Source organism: Dactylosporangium sp. NPDC049742 (assembly GCF_040674675.1).
GTDB classification, from domain to species: Bacteria; Actinomycetota; Actinomycetes; order Mycobacteriales; family Micromonosporaceae; genus Dactylosporangium; species Dactylosporangium maewongense.
This window is the reverse complement of the sequence record NZ_JBFANF010000005.1, coordinates 45,932-63,041: the sequence shown is the minus strand read 5'-3', so window position 1 is coordinate 63,041 and position 17,110 is coordinate 45,932. Positions and strand designations below refer to the sequence as shown.

The 17,110-nt window shown below is 71.9% G+C and carries 14 protein-coding genes and 1 pseudogene; 4 read left to right on the top strand and 11 right to left on the bottom strand.

What is annotated here, in order from left to right; genetic code table 11:
- The 5 genes from galK to AB0J72_RS08870 form a co-directional block, all read right to left on the bottom strand.
- Window positions 1-1,122 (bottom strand): galactokinase, encoded by a 1,122-nt coding sequence (gene galK / locus AB0J72_RS08890; protein ID WP_363396441.1) that lies wholly within the window; start codon window positions 1,120-1,122, stop codon window positions 1-3.
- Window positions 1,119-2,189: a galactose-1-phosphate uridylyltransferase gene (galT, locus tag AB0J72_RS08885; protein ID WP_363396438.1), complete on the bottom strand. Its 1,071-nt coding sequence runs from the start codon at window positions 2,187-2,189 to the stop codon at window positions 1,119-1,121. Before galT ends, galK begins: the two co-directional genes overlap by 4 nt.
- Before the next feature lie 20 nt (window positions 2,190-2,209).
- The gene (locus AB0J72_RS08880; RefSeq protein WP_033362424.1) at window positions 2,210-2,989 is read right to left on the bottom strand and encodes a DeoR/GlpR family DNA-binding transcription regulator; all 780 of its coding nucleotides are present in this window, start codon (window positions 2,987-2,989) and stop codon (window positions 2,210-2,212) included.
- 241 nt (window positions 2,990-3,230) lie between these two features.
- Window positions 3,231-5,393: an ATP-dependent DNA helicase gene (locus AB0J72_RS08875; RefSeq protein ID WP_363396434.1), complete on the bottom strand. Its 2,163-nt coding sequence runs from the start codon at window positions 5,391-5,393 to the stop codon at window positions 3,231-3,233.
- Between the two features lie 90 nt (window positions 5,394-5,483).
- Window positions 5,484-6,134 carry a DedA family protein gene (locus AB0J72_RS08870; protein WP_363396431.1) on the bottom strand — a complete coding sequence of 217 codons (651 nt, stop codon included), beginning with the start codon at window positions 6,132-6,134 and terminating at the stop codon, window positions 5,484-5,486.
- 118 nt (window positions 6,135-6,252) lie between these two features.
- Here AB0J72_RS08870 and AB0J72_RS08865 point away from each other — a divergent pair, with 118 nt between their 5' ends.
- Entirely contained in the window at window positions 6,253-7,251 is a 999-nt protein-coding gene (locus tag AB0J72_RS08865) for a saccharopine dehydrogenase NADP-binding domain-containing protein (RefSeq protein ID WP_363397107.1), read from the top strand.
- Window positions 7,252-7,744: 493 nt separating this feature from the next.
- Here AB0J72_RS08865 and AB0J72_RS08860 read toward each other — a convergent pair whose 3' ends face one another.
- Together AB0J72_RS08860 and AB0J72_RS08855 are read right to left on the bottom strand one after the other, a co-directional pair.
- Window positions 7,745-9,376, bottom strand: a complete 1,632-nt coding sequence (locus tag AB0J72_RS08860) for an alpha/beta fold hydrolase (protein ID WP_363396428.1) — start codon at window positions 9,374-9,376, stop codon at window positions 7,745-7,747.
- A 138-nt stretch (window positions 9,377-9,514) separates the two neighbouring features.
- Window positions 9,515-9,844, bottom strand: coding sequence for a hypothetical protein (locus AB0J72_RS08855; RefSeq protein WP_363396425.1), 330 nt, complete (start codon window positions 9,842-9,844; stop codon window positions 9,515-9,517).
- 319 nt (window positions 9,845-10,163) lie between these two features.
- Between AB0J72_RS08855 and AB0J72_RS08850 the strand changes: the two genes are divergently transcribed.
- The 3 genes and pseudogenes from AB0J72_RS08850 to AB0J72_RS08840 all read left to right on the top strand — a co-directional run.
- Complete coding sequence (locus tag AB0J72_RS08850; protein WP_344506148.1) at window positions 10,164-10,655, top strand: DUF3145 domain-containing protein; 492 nt, start codon at window positions 10,164-10,166, stop codon at window positions 10,653-10,655.
- Window positions 10,656-10,886: 231 nt separating this feature from the next.
- Complete coding sequence (locus AB0J72_RS08845) at window positions 10,887-12,572, top strand: glycoside hydrolase family 3 N-terminal domain-containing protein (RefSeq protein WP_363397104.1); 1,686 nt, start codon at window positions 10,887-10,889, stop codon at window positions 12,570-12,572.
- Between the two features lie 136 nt (window positions 12,573-12,708).
- Window positions 12,709-13,175: pseudogene (locus AB0J72_RS08840) on the top strand (transposase); the annotation flags it as partial.
- Window positions 13,176-13,240: 65 nt separating this feature from the next.
- Here AB0J72_RS08840 and fabF read toward each other — a convergent pair.
- The 4 genes from fabF to AB0J72_RS08820 all read right to left on the bottom strand — a co-directional run bounded on the left by fabF (window position 13,241) and on the right by AB0J72_RS08820 (window position 16,994).
- Window positions 13,241-14,458, bottom strand: coding sequence for a beta-ketoacyl-ACP synthase II (gene fabF / locus AB0J72_RS08835; protein WP_360558724.1), 1,218 nt, complete (start codon window positions 14,456-14,458; stop codon window positions 13,241-13,243).
- A 106-nt stretch (window positions 14,459-14,564) separates the two neighbouring features.
- Complete coding sequence (locus AB0J72_RS08830) at window positions 14,565-14,810, bottom strand: acyl carrier protein (RefSeq protein WP_033362432.1); 246 nt, start codon at window positions 14,808-14,810, stop codon at window positions 14,565-14,567.
- A 73-nt stretch (window positions 14,811-14,883) separates the two neighbouring features.
- The gene (locus tag AB0J72_RS08825) at window positions 14,884-15,837 is read right to left on the bottom strand and encodes a beta-ketoacyl-ACP synthase III (RefSeq protein ID WP_363396420.1); all 954 of its coding nucleotides are present in this window, start codon (window positions 15,835-15,837) and stop codon (window positions 14,884-14,886) included.
- Window positions 15,834-16,994, bottom strand: a complete 1,161-nt coding sequence (locus AB0J72_RS08820) for an acyltransferase domain-containing protein (RefSeq protein WP_363396417.1) — start codon at window positions 16,992-16,994, stop codon at window positions 15,834-15,836. Before AB0J72_RS08820 ends, AB0J72_RS08825 begins: the two co-directional genes overlap by 4 nt.
- Window positions 16,995-17,110 lie beyond the last annotated feature (116 nt).

The following is a 17,110-nucleotide window of genomic DNA, read 5'->3' as shown; positions in this document are numbered from 1 at the left end:
TCACCTGCTGACGCGGTAGGTGCCCGGACCGGGCGTCACCACGAAGGTGTCGGGGGGCGTGAAGCCGTTCGCGGCGAACGCCTCCCGCACCGCCGTCTCCACCGCGTCGCAGCCCTCCTCGTCGACCAGCGCCAGGACACAGCCGCCGAACCCGCCACCGGTCATCCGGGCGCCGTGCGCGCCGTGCTCGAGCGCCACCCGCACCGCGGTGTCGACCTGCGGCACCGTGATCTCGTAGTCGTCGCGCATCGACTCGTGCGACGCCGTCATCAGCGGCCCCGCCGCGCGCAGGTCACCGGCGCGCAGCACGTCGACCGTGTCCAGGACCCGCTGGTTCTCCGTCACCACGTGCCGGACCCGGCGGCGCATGGTCTCGTCGTCGAGCTTCGCCAGGGCGTCGGGCAGCCCGTCGACGTCGACGTCACGCAGCGCCGTGACCCCCAGGATCGCCGCCGCCTCCTCGCACGCCCGGCGGCGGGCCGCGTACTCGCCGTCGACGTGCGCGTGCGGCGCCTTGCTGTCCACCACCAGGATCTTCAACCCGGCGCCGGCGAGGTCGAACGGCACCTGCTCCGTCGCCAGGGACCGGCAGTCCAGGAACAGCGCGTGACCCTCCCGGCACAGCGTCGACGCGGCCTGGTCCATGATGCCGGTCGGGGCGCCCACGTACTCGTTCTCGGCGCGCTGCGCGAGCCGCGGCCGGTCCCGCGTCGGCACGTCCGCGCCGGCCAGGTCCACCAGCACGGCCATGACGGCGCACTCCAGGGCCGCCGACGAGGACAGGCCCGCGCCGAACGGCACGTCGGAGGCGACGGCCAGGCGCGCGCCCGGCACGTCGACCCCCGCCTCCCGCAGCGCCCACACGACCGCCGCCACGTAGGACGCCCAGCCGTCCACCTTGTCCCGCAGATCGAAGGTCACCGTCTCGCCGGTCTGCTCCGACGTGACCTCCCAGCGCCGCTCCGGCAGGCGGCTGCCGCTGACCGCGGTCGCGTGGGGGAGGGCGAACGGCAGCACGAAGCCGTCGTTGTAGTCGGTGTGCTCGCCGATGAGGTTCACCCGCCCCGGACTCACCCAGAGACTCTGAGCGGGTCCGTCGAGGCGTTCCGCGGCCGTCGTCACAGCTGGACCTCCCGCAGCATCGCGGCGGCCTGCTCCGGCCGCACGTCGTTGACGAACACACCCATGCCGGACTCGGACCCGGCGAGGTACTTGAGCTTGCCCGGCGCCCGGCGGGTGCTGAACAGCTGCAGGTGCAGGTACGCCAGGTGCCGGTCGACCCGGACCGGCGCCTGGTGCCACGCGGCGATGTACGGCATCTGCAGCCCGAACATGCCGTCGAGGCGCCGCAGCACCTCCAGGTAGATCGGGGCGAACGTGTCGCGCTCCGACGGGGTCAGCGCCGGGATGTCGGGGACCTGCCGGTGCGGGTACAGGTGGACCTCGAACGGCCACCGCGCGACCGCCGGCACGAACGCCGTCCAGTGCACGTTCTGCGCGACCACCCGCGACCCGTCGGCGCGCTCGGCCGCCAGCACGTCGGCGAACAGGTTGCCCTCGTGCGCCCGCGCCGACTCCAGCATCCGGCGGGTCCGCGGCGTGACGAACGGGTACGCGTAGATCTGCCCGTGCGGGTGCGACAGCGTCACACCGATCTCGGTGCCCCGGTTCTCGAAGCAGAAGACCTGCTCCACGTCGTCGCGGGTCGACAGGTCGGCGGTGCGGTCCGCCCACGCCTCCATCACGGTGCGGACCCGGGCCTGCGACAGCGACGCGAACGACGCGTTGTGGTCGGAGGTGAAGCACACGACCTCGCAGCGGCCCGCGCCCGGCCGGGTCGGCACCAGGCCCGGCAGGACGTCGCCCTGCTCGGGCCCGACCCGGTGGCTGAACGACGGGAACCGGTTCTCGAACACGACCACGTCGTACTCGCTCGCGGGGATCTCGCTCTGCCACGCCGGCGACGACGGGCACAACGGGCACTCGTCCGACGGCGGATGGAACGTCCTGGACTGCCGGTGCGCGGCGATGGCCACCCACTCATCGAGGATGGGGTCGTGACGCATCTCTGACGCGGCGGGCGGGGGCGGCAGCTCCCGCAGGTCGACGGCGTCCCTGGACGCGTCGTCGCGTTCGTCGAAGTAGATGAGTTCCCGACCGTCGGCGAGGTGGGTGACCGTGCGCTTCACTCGTTCTCCAGTTGGGGTGGCTAACCGTTCGGATCGACCACGATGAGTTCACCGACGCGCTCAGCGAGCTGCACCCGTGCCTCGGCGGGAAGCCCGACGTCGGTGATGAGGATGTCCGCCTCGTCGAGCGGGGTGATGGTGGCGATGCCGACCATCTCCCACTTGGTGTGGTCGGCGAGCACGACCAGCCTGCGGGCGGCGGAGACCATCAGGCGGTTGGTGCCGGCCTCCATGAGGTTCGGCGTGGTGAAACCGGTCCGCGGGCTCATGCCGTGCACACCGAGGAACAGCACGTCGACGTTGAGGGAGCCGATCGCCGCCTCGGCGACCGGGCCGGCGAGGGCGTCGGAAGGGGTGCGGATACCGCCGGTGAGCACGACCGTCTGGTCGGGCCTGCCGGCGTGGTACAGGGTGTCGGCGACCGGGATCGAGTTCGTGACGATGGTCAGTCCCGGGACATCGACCAGGTGCGCGGCGAGCGCCGCCGTGGTGGTGCCGGCGGACAGCGCCACCGCCGTGTGCGGTTCGATGAGCTTGGCGGCCCGCTCGACGATCGCGGCCTTCTCGTTGCGCTGGCGCACCGACTTGGCGTCGAAGCCGGGCTCCTCGGTGGATCCGGGGCCGGCGATGGTGGCACCGCCGTGCACCTTGTCGACCAGGCCGCGGTCGGCCAGTGCCTCGAGGTCGCGGCGGATGGTCATGTCGGATACGCCGAACTGGCGCACCAACTGGCTCACCCGAACGCCACCGTGCCGGCGCACCAGATCCAGAATGGCCGTTTGACGTTGCTGTGCGAGCATCACGCCGTTCCCTTCGCAGGCGCAGCGGCTGGCGCGGCTGCGCGGATGGCAAATCCCATCGCAGATTCCAACGCAGACGTTACGTCGCCAGGGACGGTGTGCACCCCGGTGGCCCGGCCGAAGTTGACGGCCGGGTGGACACCCCCTCGAAGGGCGGCAAGGTGCGCTCGCATGCGCTACAGCTTCGAACCTAGCCGACCAGAAGTCAACAAACTCGAACAGAGAACTGTGCGAACGGTGTTCAGAAGGGTGTGGTTCCTACCGTGGTCAAACGTTGGGTGGCCCGGGACAACGCCACGTAGAGCGTCCTGAACCCGGTCTTCGCCTCGTCCCTGATCTGCGCCGGCTCGACCACCAGGACCGCGTCGTACTCCATGCCCTTCGAGTCCAGCGCCCCCACCGTCTGCAACCGCTCGTCCAGCCCCGCGACCCACTTGGCGACCTCGTCGCGGCGAGCCGTGGGCGTGATCACCCCGACCGTGCCCTCGACCTGGTCCAGGAGCGTCTGGGCGGCCGCCCGGGTCGCCGCCTCCAGCTCCGGTGCCGTCACGGTCGTCAGTACAGGCTTCTCGTTCGAGGAGCGCACGGCCGTCGGCAGCTCGATGTCCGGCTGCGCCTTGCGGATGACCCGCGCCGCCACCTCGAAGATCTCCGCCGAGTTGCGGTAGTTCGTGGTCAGCGTGAACGCCGACCGGCGCCGGGTGCCGATCGCGCCGTCCATCGCGCGCTCCGCCTCCGCCGCGTCACCCCACGCCGCCTGCGCCGGGTCACCGACGATCGTCCACGTCGCGTTCGGCCCGCGACGGCCGATCATCCGCCACTGCATCGGCGACACGTCCTGCGACTCGTCGACGATGATGTGCGCGTAGTCGCGGTAGTCCGACGGACGCTCCACCGCCTGCGCCCGCGCCGCCGCCATCCGGTCCGCGTACGTGGTGACCTCCCGGACCCCCTCCGCGACATGGAACGGATCCCGCGCCACCCGCTTGCGCACCGGCGGGTCGCCGAGCAGCTCCTGCAGCTCGTCCAGCAGCGCCACGTCCTCCACCGACGGGTCGTCCGGCCGGACCGACCCGGCGAGGACCGCGATCTCCCGGTTGCTCAGCACCCCGTTCGCCCACCGCGACAACCGGTGACGGTCCGTGAGCCAGCCGAGCACCTCCGCCGGCCGCAGCACCGGCCACCAGCCCCGCATGAAAGTTACGAACTCGGGCCGCTCCGCGATGTCCGGCGCGAACTCCTCCCGCTTCTGCTGCCGGCCCGACGGCAGCAGCTCCACACTCTGCCGCCACAACGCGTCGAGCACGTGCCCCGCCGCCTTCGCCCGCGCGGCGTTGCGGCGCACCCCCAGGTTCAGCACCGTGCGACGCAGCTCGTCGAGCGCCGGACGCTCCAGGACCAGCAGCTCCCCGCGGTACAACAGCCGAATCCGCTCAGGGGAGTCCGGCACCGGGCCCCGGGCGGCCCGGCTCAGCACCCGCTGCATCCGCAGCGAACCCTTGATCGCGGCCACCTCCGGCGGCTCGTGCCGGGTGCCCTGGACCCCCTCGAGCAGCTGCCCCAGCGACCGCAGCGACGCGGTGTCCTCACCGAGCGACGGCAGCACTCGCGACACGTACCCGACGAACACGTCCGACGGGCCGACGACGAGCACCCCGCCCGACTCGTACCGGTTACGGTCCGCATACAGCAGGTACGCGGCGCGGTGCAGGGCGACCGCCGTCTTGCCCGTGCCCGGCCCGCCACGGACGATCGTCACACCCAGGCTGGGGGAGCGGATCGCGTCGTCCTGCTCCCGCTGGATCGTCGCGACGATGTCCTTCATGCCGGTGCCCGTCGCGCGGGACAGGTTCGCCAGCAGCGCCCCGTCGCCGATCACCGCCATGTCGCTCGGCGCCGCCTCCGGATCCAGCAGGTCGTCCTCGATGCTGACGACCTTCTCGTTGCTGCTGCGGATGCTGCGCCGCCGCACCACCCCCATCCGGTCGGCGGGGGTGGCCCGGTAGAACGGCGCCGCCGCGGGCGCCCGCCAGTCGACCACGAGCGACTCGTACGTCTCGTCGCGCAGCCCCAACCGGCCGATGTAACGCACCTCACCGCCGGGCACGACCGGGTCCGCGGACGCGGCGTCCTTGCCGTCACCGGACCGGCCGTCGGGGCCGAGGTCCAGGCGGCCGAAGACGAGACCGTCGTGCTCGCTCTCCAGGGCCCGGCGCCGCTTCGCGGCGTGATAGACCATCGCGTCGCGCTCCACCAGCGCGCCGAAGTTGCCGACCCTGGCGAGGCTGTAACCCTCGCGCTCGACCTCGGCCGCAGTGATCCGCAGCTGGTCGAGGCGGGTGTAGACCCGGTCGAGGTAAGCCTGCTCGGCGGCGATCTCCGACTCGCGAACCGCGTCGTTCAACGCCCCACCCCTATGCACCGGGTTAAAAACAACCCTACGAGCCTACTGCGCCGCTGCTCCTGCGACGTGGTTGCGGGGTCTTCCCGGGGCTTACGGGGTGGTGGCGGGGGTCTTCTCGGCTTCCGCGCGCAGGGCCCGGGCCTCCGCGGCTGCCTTGCGGCGCAGGTACCACGTCGTGGCGAGACCGGCGACGACCGCGACCGCGAGCGCGATCCAGGAGAAGTCCTTCAGCCACTTCTCCGCCACCCGGCCCACCGAGTAGATCGCGAACACCGTGCCGAACGACCAGGTCAGACCGCCCAGCGCATTGGCGACGAGAAACTTGCCATACGGCACCCGCAGCGCACCGGCCAGCGGACCGGCGAGGATGCGCAGCAGCGCGATGAACCGGCCGAAGAACACCGCCCACACGCCCCACCGCTGGAACGCCCGCTCAGCCTTCGCCAGGTGCGTGGGCCCGAAGTGCTTCGGGAACCGCCGGCCGACCCGCTCGAGCAGGTGCCGCCCGCCCCGCCGGCCGATGAAGTAGCCGATCGAGTCACCGATGATCGCCCCCGCCGACGCCGACGCGGCCACCATCCACGGGTCGATCTTCGTCGTGACGGACAGCAACGACGCCGTGACGAGCGTGATCTCGCCCGGCACCGGGATCCCCATGCTCTCGATCCCGATCACGCCGCCGACCAGCAGGTAGACCCAGATCGGCGACAGCGTCGCCATCCATGTCTCGATGTGATGCACAGTCGCCTCCCCGCGGTTCGCCCCGCTGGCTATTTTCGTGCCTTCGTGCTGTGCGTTCGCTGTGGCTCCACCTTTGCCGCGGCCTCCACCTTCTCATACCGTGGCGACCGTGACATGGATGGTGTACGGCGCCAACGGTTACAGTGGGTCACTTCTTGCCCGGCTCGCGGCCGCCCGCGGTGAGCGCCCCGTGCTCGCCGGCCGCTCCGCCGCCGTGGCCGGCATCGCGGACCCGCTCGGCCTGCCGCACCGGTCGTTCCCGCTCACCGCACCCGACCTGTCCGGCGTCAGCGCGGTCGTCAACTGCGCCGGCCCGTTCGCCGCCACCGCCCGCCCCCTCGTCGAGGCCTGCCTCGCCGCCGGTGTGCACTACCTCGACATCACCGGCGAGCTCGACGTCTTCGACTGGATGCTCGCCCAGTCACCCCGCGCCTCGGCCGCCGGCGTGGTCCTTCTCACCGGCGCCGGCTTCGACGTCGTCCCCACCGACTGCCTCGCCGCGATGCTCGCCGCCGCCATGCCCGGCGCCGTGCGGCTGGAGCTCGCCTTCGACGCCCCGGGCGGCCTCAGCCGCGGCACCGCCCGCACCAGCCTCGCCGAGGCCGCGTCCGGCGCCCGCCGCCGGGTGGCCGGCCGCCTCGTCGAGACCCCGTTCGGCACCCCCTCCCGCACCGTCCCCTTCCCGTCGGGCCCACGCCCCGTCGGCGCCACCCGCTGGGGCGACCTCGTGACCGCGTACCACTCGACCGGCGTGCCCGACATCACCGTGTACATGCGGCTGCCCCGCAACGCCGCGTCGCCGCTCGTGCGGCTGCTCCGGCTCGCTCCGCTGCGCGCGGTGGCCCGAGCCCTGATCCCCGCCGGCGGCCCCTCCGAGACCCGCCGCGCGGAAACCGGCTGCGAGGTCTGGGGCGAAGTGACGGACGCCTCCGGCGCCACCCTCACCGCGACCTTGACCGGCCCCAACGCCTACGCCCTGACCGCCGACGCCTCCCTCCGCGCCGTCCAGGCGGTCCTCGCCGGCGGCATCCCCCCAGGCACCCACACCCCGGCGACCGCACTGGGCCCCGCCTTCGTGCAAACCCTGGACGGCGTGACCGTCACCCCACCCCACTGACCGGCCCTGTGACGGCGTTGGTACTGTGGGTGCCACACCGACAAGAAATTTGTTCGGTTGTGCTACGGTCGGATGAGCCGGTCGCGCCGCCGGGGTCGAACTCTAGGCACTACTCGGAGCGGACCTCGCGTCAACGCCGGTCGCCGTCGACGTGGCCTTTGCCGCAGCGCGGCTCGCCCCCGCGCACGGACCCGCGGCACCGTGGCTTCGACGGACCCGCGGCGCCGCCGTTTCGGACGCGGCTTCGCGCGGGCCTGCGGCACTGCGGGCTTCGCACGGGCCTGCCTGCGTCGCCGTCGCGGTGTGCGAGTCGGCTGCGGCGGTGCATGGGGTCCGCGTCGCTTGCGACGGTGCATGGGGTCCGCGTCGCTTGCGGCGGTGGACGGGTCAGCGTCGCTGCGGCGGTGCGCGCGTTCGCGTAGCTGCTGCCGCGCCGTCGTTGTGCTCTGCCCGCGCCGTCGGGGCGTCGTCGCGCTGATCTCGGGGTCGGCCGTCAGGCCGCCGTCGCGCTGATCTCGGGGTCGTCGGTGCCGGTCTCGGTGGCCTCGGGAGGGGACGGCGGGAGTTCGGCGGCCGCGGAAGTGGATCGTGGAGGGCCGGCGGCCGTCTTCGCGGCGGGTGTGGTTGTGGTCGGCGCGGGGGTGGCCGACTCGGCGGTCGTGGGCTCGGTGGTCGTCGTCTCGGCGGTTGTGGTCGCGCCGCTCGTGACGTCGGCGGTTGCGGTAGGCGTGACCTTGACGGCCGTCAACGTTGGGAGTGTGGTAGCCGTCACCTCGACCGTCTTGCGGGCTGCGGGTGCAGTGGGCGTGACCTCGACGGTCTTGCGGGCTGTGGGTGCGGTGGGCGTGACCTCGACGGTCTTGCGGGCTGCGGGTGCAGTGGGTGGGACCTTGACGGGTCTGCGGGCTGAGGGTGCGGTGGGTGTGGTCGCGGCGGTCTTGCGGGCTGAGGGTGCGGTGGGCGTGACCTTGACGGTCTTGGGGGCAGGGGTTGGGGTGGGTGTGACGTTGACGGTCGTGCGGGCTGGGTTTGCGGTGGGTGTGACCTTGACGGATTTGCGGGCGGAAGTTGCGGTCGGCGTGACCTTGACGGTCGTGCGGGTGGGGTTTGCGGTGGGTGGGACCTTGACGGCCTTGGGGGGTGGGGTTGCGGCACGGGGGCGGTGGCGGGCCATGCGGATGGTGTTCGCGGCGCGGCGGATCACGCCGGCGATGGCGTCGGTGACGGCGTCGGGGCGTTCGATGGGCAGCATGTGGCCGGCATCGTCGCAGGTGATCAGCTCGGCGTCGGGGAGCTCGCCCGTGATCGTCGCGGCGCAGGCGGGGGGTGTCAGCCGGTCCAGGGTGCCGACCAGGACCGCGACCGGCAGGCCGCGCATCGCGGCCAGGGTCTCCACGCGGTGGTGGAGGTCGACCGAGGGGCGGAAGCCGCCGATCGCGCACAAGGGGGCGTTGCCGACCATCGAGGCGGTCAGGGCCACCCACGACGTGTCGACGCGGTCGCCGAAGACGAGCCAACGCACGCCGGGGGACAGCAGGGGCATCAGGCGGCGGTGGGGGCGCCAGGCGCCGGAGCGGGCGAGCAGGCCGGCGCCCTGGATCTCGAGGATCCGCATGACGCGGGCGAGGCGGGGGCTCAGGCCGTAGCTGGTGCGGGACGAGCCCTCCGCGGACGTCGAGATGAGGGCCACGCCGACGACGCGGGCGGCGAAGGCCGTGGCGTGGCGTTGGGCGTACTCCATGATCGCCATGCCGCCGAGGGAGTGGCCGACGAGGACGACGGGGCCTTCGGGCACCAGTTGGGTCACGACCTCGGCCAGGTCGTCGCCGAGCTGTTCGAGGGTCGCGTCGGTGCCGGAGGTCGCGGAGGAGCGGCCGTGGCCGCGCAGGTCGAAGGCGAGCAGCTGGACGGGCCTCGTCGTGAACGTGGCGAGCCGGGCCGGGAGATCGGCGATCTGCTGCCGCCAGAGGCGGTTGTCGAGCGTCCAGCCGTGCAGGAGGACCACCGTGATCGGGGTCCGTGCCGCACCGTGCGCCGCCGGGGCGGGGTCAGGCGTGTGCAGCACGCTGTACAGGCGGGCGCCGTCCGGGAGCCTCACACTGGGGGAGGAGACGACGGTACCCATGAACCATTGTTACCCGGAAGTACGTCGAACTACCCCGGCGATCTTCGGGAGCATTTCGGGAGTGACACGGCCGCCGCCCGGGACCCGGGCGGCGGCCGTGTGGAAGAGCTGTGCAGAAGAGCTGTGCGGAGGCGCCGGTCAGGCGGCTTCGAACACGCCCGCGTCGACGAGGCGCTGCTCGGTCGCGTCCCAGCCGTGGCCGGGGTGGGCCACGTTGAGGGCCTGCAGCTCGACGCGCACCTTGGTCGCGTGGCCGGCGCCGGCCAGCACGCGGATCTCCTCGACGAACGCGTCGGACGAGGTCGCCAGGCGGTTGGTCTTGCCGTTGGTCAGGTTGCGCACGTAGACGTGCTTGCCGCCGTTGAGCGGGATGAGGTACTTGAACTCACCCAGCACGCTCAGGGCGCCGGCTGCGGCCTGGCCTGCGCGGACTGAGGCCCGCGCGGTCTTTGAGGTGTTGGTCGCCACGGCGGGAACTCCTTGTCGAGGCTTTAACTACGGAAGGTCGTGCTGTACTGACGCAAGGGTCGCCAACCGCGAAGATCGCAGACTGCTGCCCCAGGAAAGACAGCAAAACTGTAACACCCGACGGGTTCGGCCCAAAAAAGTGAGTTACCTGGTGGAGCCTCCACCCGTTGGACATTTCGTAGGACCCGAGTTGCCGATTCTCTGGCGCACCGAGAGCATCATCGTCATCATGAGTCCCACAAGCACATAGCTACAGGGCAGACCGTGCCGGGTTCGAGGTCGTAGGGGAAGACGCACCTCGGTCTCCGGGAGGTTGTACGTGCCCACGCGTGGCGTCATATATGTCCACTCGTCACCGCTCGCCGTGTCATCGCACGTCGAGTGGGCGATCGCACGCGTCCTCGGAGCGCCGGTCAGACTCGAGTGGACGCCGCAGCCTGTCGAGCCGTCGGCTCGCCGGGCGCAGTGCTCTTGGTCCGGCATGTCCGGCACCGGGGGCGAGCTGGCGGCTGCCCTGCGGCAGTGGCCCATGATCCGTTTCGAGGTGACCGAGGAGCCGAGCAACGGCGTCGACGGCGAGCGGTTCATGCACGTGCCGGGGCGCGGCCTGTTCCACGGCTCCACGAGTGCCAACGGCGACATCGTCCTGTCCGAGGACCGCCTCCGCAGCCTGATCGCGACGTCTCGGGGGTACGAGACGCTCGCCCACGCCATGGAGAAGGCCCTCGGCGGCCCGTGGGACGCGGAGCTGGAGCCCTACCGGCACGCGGCCGACGGCGTCCCCATGACGCTGCTCACCCGCGTCGGCTGAGCGAGACCCGGCGACCCGAGCGAACCACGGCAAGCTGAGCGAACCACGGCAAGCTGAGCGGAATACGGCAAGCTGAGCGAACCACGGCGAGCTGAGCGACGCGGCGAGCTGAGAGCGGCACCGGCGAGACGAGACCCGGGTGATCTGAAGAACGACCCGGGTCGGGTGAAGATGCAGACAGCGTGAGTTGCACGTGCATGGTTGAGTGGCACGGTGCCGCGTCTGGAATCCATGTCCCGCCTGCTCGTGCCCATGACGGCGGTCGCCGTCCTCGTGAGCGGGTGCTCCGACGGGAAACCGGGCTCGCCGGCGCCGTCCGCCACGGCGCAGGACTCGGCGGTCAAGCCGGGCGGCGACCCGGCGAAGCAGGCCGCTGACCTGGTGGCCAAGCTGTCCGACGAGGAGCTGGTCGGGCAGCTGCTGATGCCGTACGCCTACGGCAACAACGCCGACAAGGTGTCGTCCGGCTCGGTGTCGGCCAACAAGGCGTACGCGGGCGCCGCGACCCCGGCTGAGATCGTCAAGAAGTACCACCTCGGCGGGATCATCCTGGTGTCCAGCAGCGCCGACGACCCGACCGCCGGCACCAACAAGACCACCAACGTCGAGTCGCCGGCGCAGGTCACGAAGCTCACCGCCGGCCTGCAGACCGCCGCGCTCAGCCTGCCCGCGAAGATCCCGCTGCTCATCGGCACGGATCAGGAGTACGGCCAGGTCACCCGCATCCGTGAGGGCATGGTGCAGCTGCCCAGCGCCCTCGCCCTCGGCGCGGGCGGCGACCCGGCGCTGACGGAGGCGGCGTGGAAGGCCGCGGGCACCGAGCTCGCCGCCATCGGGATCAACCTCGACTTCGCCCCCGACGCCGACGTGCTCGGCACGCAGCCGGGCGGGGTGATCGGGTCCAGGTCGTTCGGCAGCGACCCGAAGCTCGTCGCCGCCCACGTGTCCGCCGCGGTCAAGGGCCTGCAGGCGGCGGGTGTCGCCGCGACGGTGAAGCACTTCCCGGGGCACGGCCACACCACCGTCGACAGCCACAGCAGCCTGCCCGTCCTCGGCCAGAGCGCCGGGGCGCTGGAGTCCGGTGACCTGCCGCCGTTCGTGGCCGCGGCGCAGGCCGATGTCGGGCTCGTCATGTCGGGACACCTGGACGTCAAGTCGGTGGATCCGGGTGTACCGGCGTCCTTCTCCAGCAAGGTGCTCATCGACCTGCTGCGGACGAAGCTCGGCTACACCGGGGTCGTGGTCACCGATGCGCTGAACATGGAGCCCGCTGAGCAGTGGGGGCCGGGTGAGGCCGCGGTCCGGGCCTTCCTGGCCGGCAACGACATCCTGTTGATGCCGCCGAAGCTGACGGAGGCGTACAAGGGCCTCCTCGACGCGGTGCGCTCCGGCCGGATCACGAAGCAGCGCCTCACCGAGGCCGCGACCCGCATCCTGACGCTCAAGTTCCGGCTCGCCGCGGTGCCGCGCCCCGAGGCGTCCGTCGTCGACGGCGACGCCGGCAAGGCGGCCGCCCGGGCGAGCGCCGCCGCGGCCGTCACGGTCCTGCGCGGCCCCTGCACGGGTGCGCTCGTCACCGGCCCGGTCCGGGTCACCAGCGCCGGCAGCGAGACGGCCCGCGGCTGGCTGGAGGCGGCGCTGACCGCGGCGGGCGCGACGGTGGTGAAGCAGGGCGGCTCGGAGGTCCGGCTGCTCGGGTACGGCAAAGGCACCTCCGACCTGTCCTCGTCAGCGGCGGTGACGGTGGCGGTGGACACCCCGTACGTGCTGCGCTCGGCGAAGGGGACCCTGGTCGCGACCTACTCCTCGACGCAGGCGTCCATGCTGGCCCTCGCCGACGTCCTGGTCGGCAAGGCGAAGGCCCCGGGCCGCTCACCGGTGCCGGTGCAGGGCCTGCCGGCGAGCGCCTGCAGCTGACGCGGTGCCCGCTGCGCCGTGCCCGATCGGGCGCTCCCGACATACCCGAAATTTCGGATATATTCGCGCAGCGGACATATCCGGGGAGAGCCGTTGGTGCGCGTGATGCGGCACCTGTACGGGCGAAGCTGGCGAATTCGTTGCTCGGACCGGTGTGTCGTGGAACGAGTTGCCGACGGCGGCGTTCGGCGCGTCGGGTGCCACGTACTGGCGGCGGTTGAAGGAGTGGCACGAGGCCGGGGTCTGGCAAAGTCGCACGACCGAATCCTGGCCGAGCTGCGCGCTGCCGGCCGCCTGGATCTTTCCGCGGCGATCGTCGACTCGTCGCATCTGCGGGCACTCGAAGGGGGGACCTCGCCGGTCCCAGCCCGGTCGACCGGGGCAAGCTGGGCAGCAGACACCACCTGATCACCGACGCCGCCGGTATCCCCTTGGCGGTGATCCGGCCTCGGTACACACCGCTGGCCCGTCGAATGCACCACCGCCTGGCTGCGCGCGTTCAAGAAGCTCAGGCTGCGAACCGAACGCCGAGCTGACATCCACCAAGCATTCGTCAGCCTGGCCTGCTCAGTCATCTGCCTCCGCCGGCTCATTCCGAACTGACCCCTGAGCCGGGAGACGAGAAAGGACCGGAGGCCCGCAGGCCCCCGGTCCGATCAGGCGAAACCTCAGGCGCGGGCGAAGACCAGCGCCGCGTTGTGGCCGCCGAAGCCGAACGAGTTGTTCAGCGCCGCCGGGATGTCCAGGTGGCGGGCCTTGTGCGCGGCCACCTCCAGGTCGAGGCCCTCGTCGGGGTCGTCGAGGTTGATGGTCGGCGGGACCACCCCGTGGTAGATCGCGAGGATCGTCGCGATCGACTCGACCGCGCCGGCCGCGCCGAGCAGGTGCCCGGTCATCGACTTGGTGGACGTGAGCAGCGGGTGGTCGCCGAGCGCCCGGTGCAGCGCCTTGATCTCCGCCAGGTCGCCGACGGGCGTCGAGGTGGCGTGCGCGTTGACGTGGACGACGTCGGACTTGGCGATGCCGGCGTCGCGGAGCGCGAAGTCGATGGCGCGGACGGCGCCGTCGCCCTCCGGGTGCGGCTGGACGATGTCGTAGCCGTCGGAGGTGAGCCCCGAGCCGGCGAGCCGGGCGTAGATGCGGGCGCCGCGGGCGCGGGCGTGGTCGGCGCGCTCCAGGACGATGACGCCGGCGCCCTCGCCGAGCACGAACCCGTCGCGGCCCTTGTCCCACGGGCGGGACGCGCGCTCGGGCTCGTCGTTGCGGATCGACATGGCGCGCATCGAGGCGAACCCGGCCATCGGCAGCGGGTGGATCACTGCCTCGGTGCCGCCGGCGACCACGACGTCGGCGCGGCCGAGGCGGATCAGGTCCAGGCCGTGCGCGATGGCCTCGGCGCCGGTGGCGCAGGCGCTGGCGACGCAGTGCACGCCGGCCTGCGCGCCGAGCTCCAGGCCGACCCAGGCGGCGGGGCCGTTGGGCATGAGCATCGGGACGGTGTGCGGCGACACCTTGCGCGGCCCGCTGGCCTCCAGGATGTCGTCCTGGGCGAGCAGGGTCTGCGCGCCGCCGATGCCGGAGCCGACGCTGACGGCGAGCCGCAGCTTGTCGACCTCGGGGGCGCCGGCGTCGGCCCATGCCTCGCGGGCGGCGATGATCGCGGTCATCTCGGACCGGTCCAGGCGGCGGGCCTGCACCCGGTCGATGACCGTGCTGGGCTCCACGGCCAGCTGCGCGGCGATCCGCACGGTCAGCTGCGCGGCCCAGTCCTCGGTCAGCGCCGACACGCCCGACTTCCCGGCGAGCATGGCGTCCCAGGTGGATGCGACATCCCCGCCCAGGGGCGTGGTGGCCCCGAGTCCGGTGACGACGACCTCAACACTCACAGCACTACACCTCTCTGGCTGACCCACATGAGGGCTGACCTTCTTGACGCGGTCTCGGGCAGGTCCGGGGTGACCGTCCACGACCCGAGACCGCGGCAAACGGCTCTCAGGCCTGCGACTTCACGATGTACGACACGGCGTCACCGACGGTCTTGAGGTTCGGCACCTCGTCATCCGGGATCTTCACGCCGAACTTCTCCTCCGCCGCCACCACGACCTCGACCATCGACAGCGAGTCGACGTCCAGGTCGTCGGTGAACGACTTGTCCTCGGCGACGTCGTCGGGGTTGACCCCGGCGACCTCTTCGAGGATTTCGGCGAGACCGCCGGCGATCTCTTCACGGGTGGACATAGAGCTTTCCTTCCTTGGGTTGACGCAGCACCGACCTGAAGTCGAACGCTGGCGAAACAAAAGCTGGCGTGCCTCAGGGGCAGCGGACGACCTGGCCCGCGTACGTCAGGCCGCCGCCGAAGCCGAACAGCAGCACCGGCGCGCCGGAGGGTACCTCACGCCGCTCGATGGCTTTCGACAGCGCGAGGGGGATGCTCGCCGCCGACGTGTTGCCGGACTCGACGAGGTCCTTGATGATGATCGCGTTGGGCAGGTCGAGCCGCTTGACGATGCCGTCGATGATCCGGGTGTTGGCCTGGTGCGCGACGAACGCGGCGATGTCCTTGCCCTGCACGCCCGCCCGGTCGAGGGCGGCCTGCGCATACGGGGCGATGGCCGTGGTCGCCCACCGGAAGACCGACTGGCCCTCCTGCTTGATGTAGGGGCGCCAGCCCTCGATCTTCAGCACGTCGCCCTTCTCGGGCGCGGAGCCCCACACGACCGGTCCGACGCCCGTCGGCTCGTCGCCGTAGGTGGCGGTGACGACCGCGGCGCCGGCGCCGTCGCCGAAGAGCACGGCGGTCGTGCGGTCAGTCCAGTCGACGACGTCGGAGAGCTTCTCCGCGCCGATGACGAGGGTGTTGCGGCTGGCCCCGGCGCGGATCGCGTGGTCGGCGCCGGCGAGGCCGTAGCAGAAGCCCGAGCAGGCGGTGTTCAGGTCGTACGCGGCGGGCGCCAGGATGCCGAGCTTCGCCGCGACCCGGGTCGCCACGTTGGGGCAGCGGTCGACCGAGCTACAGGTCGCGACGATCACCTGGTCGATGTCGGCGGCGGTGAGCCCGGACGCGGCGAGGGCCTTCCCGGCGGCGGCGGTCGCCATGTCGGCGACGGTCTCCGCGCCGGCGACGCGGCGCTCGGCGATGCCGACCCGGTCGCGGATCCACGCGTCGTTGGTCTCGATCACCTTGGACAGGTCGTCGTTGGTGACCACCTGCGACGGCTGGTAGTGCCCGAACGCGAGGATCTTCGACCCGGTCGGCTGGTTCATAGCTGGTCTCCAATGCGAGCGAGCGGCTGGCCGGGCGCGACCGGGTCGTCGAGGGTGACGAGCCATTCGGCGAGCACACCGGCGCCGTGGGTGGTGACGTCGACCGGGCCCTGCGGGGTCTGCACCGTGCCGATGCGCTGCCCGTCGCCGACCTCGGCGCCCTCGGTCAGGTCCTCGGCGGGGGTGAACGTGCCTGCCGCCGTCGCCAGGACCACGTTGCCCTGCGGGTGCGGCTCGAGGACCGGCGCGCTGCCGTGGCGGGTGATCACGTCACGGGCGGCGGTCAGGTCGTCGGGCGTGTGGACGGTGACGATCTCGATGCCCTTGATGGTCCGTTTGACGAGCCCGGCGAGGGTGCCGGCGGGGGCCAGCTCGATCACGGCGGTGACGCCGAGGTCGGCGAGGGCGGTCATGCACAGGTCCCAGCGCACCGGCGCGGTCACCTGCTTGACGAGGCGCTGCAGCATGCTCGGGCCGTGCTCGACGACGGCACCGTCCCGGTTGGACAGCAGCAGCTTCGCCGGGGCGGCGGTGGGGACGCCGGCCGCGATCGCGGCGAGTGCCTCCTCGGCCGGTGCCATGTAGGGGGTGTGGAACGCGCCGGCGACCTGCAGCGTGATGATCCGCGTGCGGGCGGGTGGCGCGGCGGCGAGCTTCTCCAGGCCGGCGAGGGAACCGGCGGCGACGACCTGGCCGGCGCCGTTGCGGTTGGCCGGGTACAGGCCGGCGGCATCGATGGCGGCGATGACCTCGTCGGGGTCGCCGCCGAGGACCGCGCTCATGCCAGTCGGCTCCAGCGCGCACGCGGCGGCCATCTCCCGGCCGCGGACGGCGGCGAGGGTGACGGCGGTCTCGGGGCTGAGCACCCCGGCCAGTGCCGCGGCGGCGAGCTCGCCGACGCTGTGCCCGGCGACGATCGTGGTGTCGTACATCGGCAGCTGCTCCGCGGCGAGCAGTGCCGCGGCGACGAGCAGGGGCTGGGTCTTCGCGGTGTCCTTGATCTCGTCCGCGTCGGCCTCCGTGCCGAGGTGGACCAGGTCGACGCCCGCGAGGACGGACCACCAGCGCAGGCGGGCCTCGGCGCCGGGCAGCGCGAGCCACGGTGTCAGGAAGCCGGGTTTCTGGGAGCCTTGCCCTGGGGCGAGTACGGCGAGCACGTCTATGACTTTTCCGGATTTCCGTCAATCGCGCGGGTAGCGCGACACACCAAAGTGAACCAGGTCGTTTGTAGGAACCCTACAAGAGTTTGCGTGGTGTTGCCCCAACAGATCCA

Bases quoted from the DNA above. Each gene is read 5' to 3' on its own strand.
- AB0J72_RS08880 (WP_033362424.1), bottom strand. From the start codon at position 2,989: ATGCTCGCACAGCAACGTCAAACGGCCATTCTGGATCTGGTGCGCCGG.
- AB0J72_RS08865 (WP_363397107.1), top strand. From the start codon at position 6,253: ATGGTGTACGGCGCCAACGGTTACAGTGGGTCACTTCTTGCCCGGCTC.
- AB0J72_RS08860 (WP_363396428.1), bottom strand. From the start codon at position 9,376: ATGGGTACCGTCGTCTCCTCCCCCAGTGTGAGGCTCCCGGACGGCGCC.
- AB0J72_RS08845 (WP_363397104.1), top strand. From the start codon at position 10,887: ATGTCCCGCCTGCTCGTGCCCATGACGGCGGTCGCCGTCCTCGTGAGC.
- AB0J72_RS08830 (WP_033362432.1), bottom strand. From the start codon at position 14,810: ATGTCCACCCGTGAAGAGATCGCCGGCGGTCTCGCCGAAATCCTCGAA.
- AB0J72_RS08825 (WP_363396420.1), bottom strand. From the start codon at position 15,837: ATGAACCAGCCGACCGGGTCGAAGATCCTCGCGTTCGGGCACTACCAG.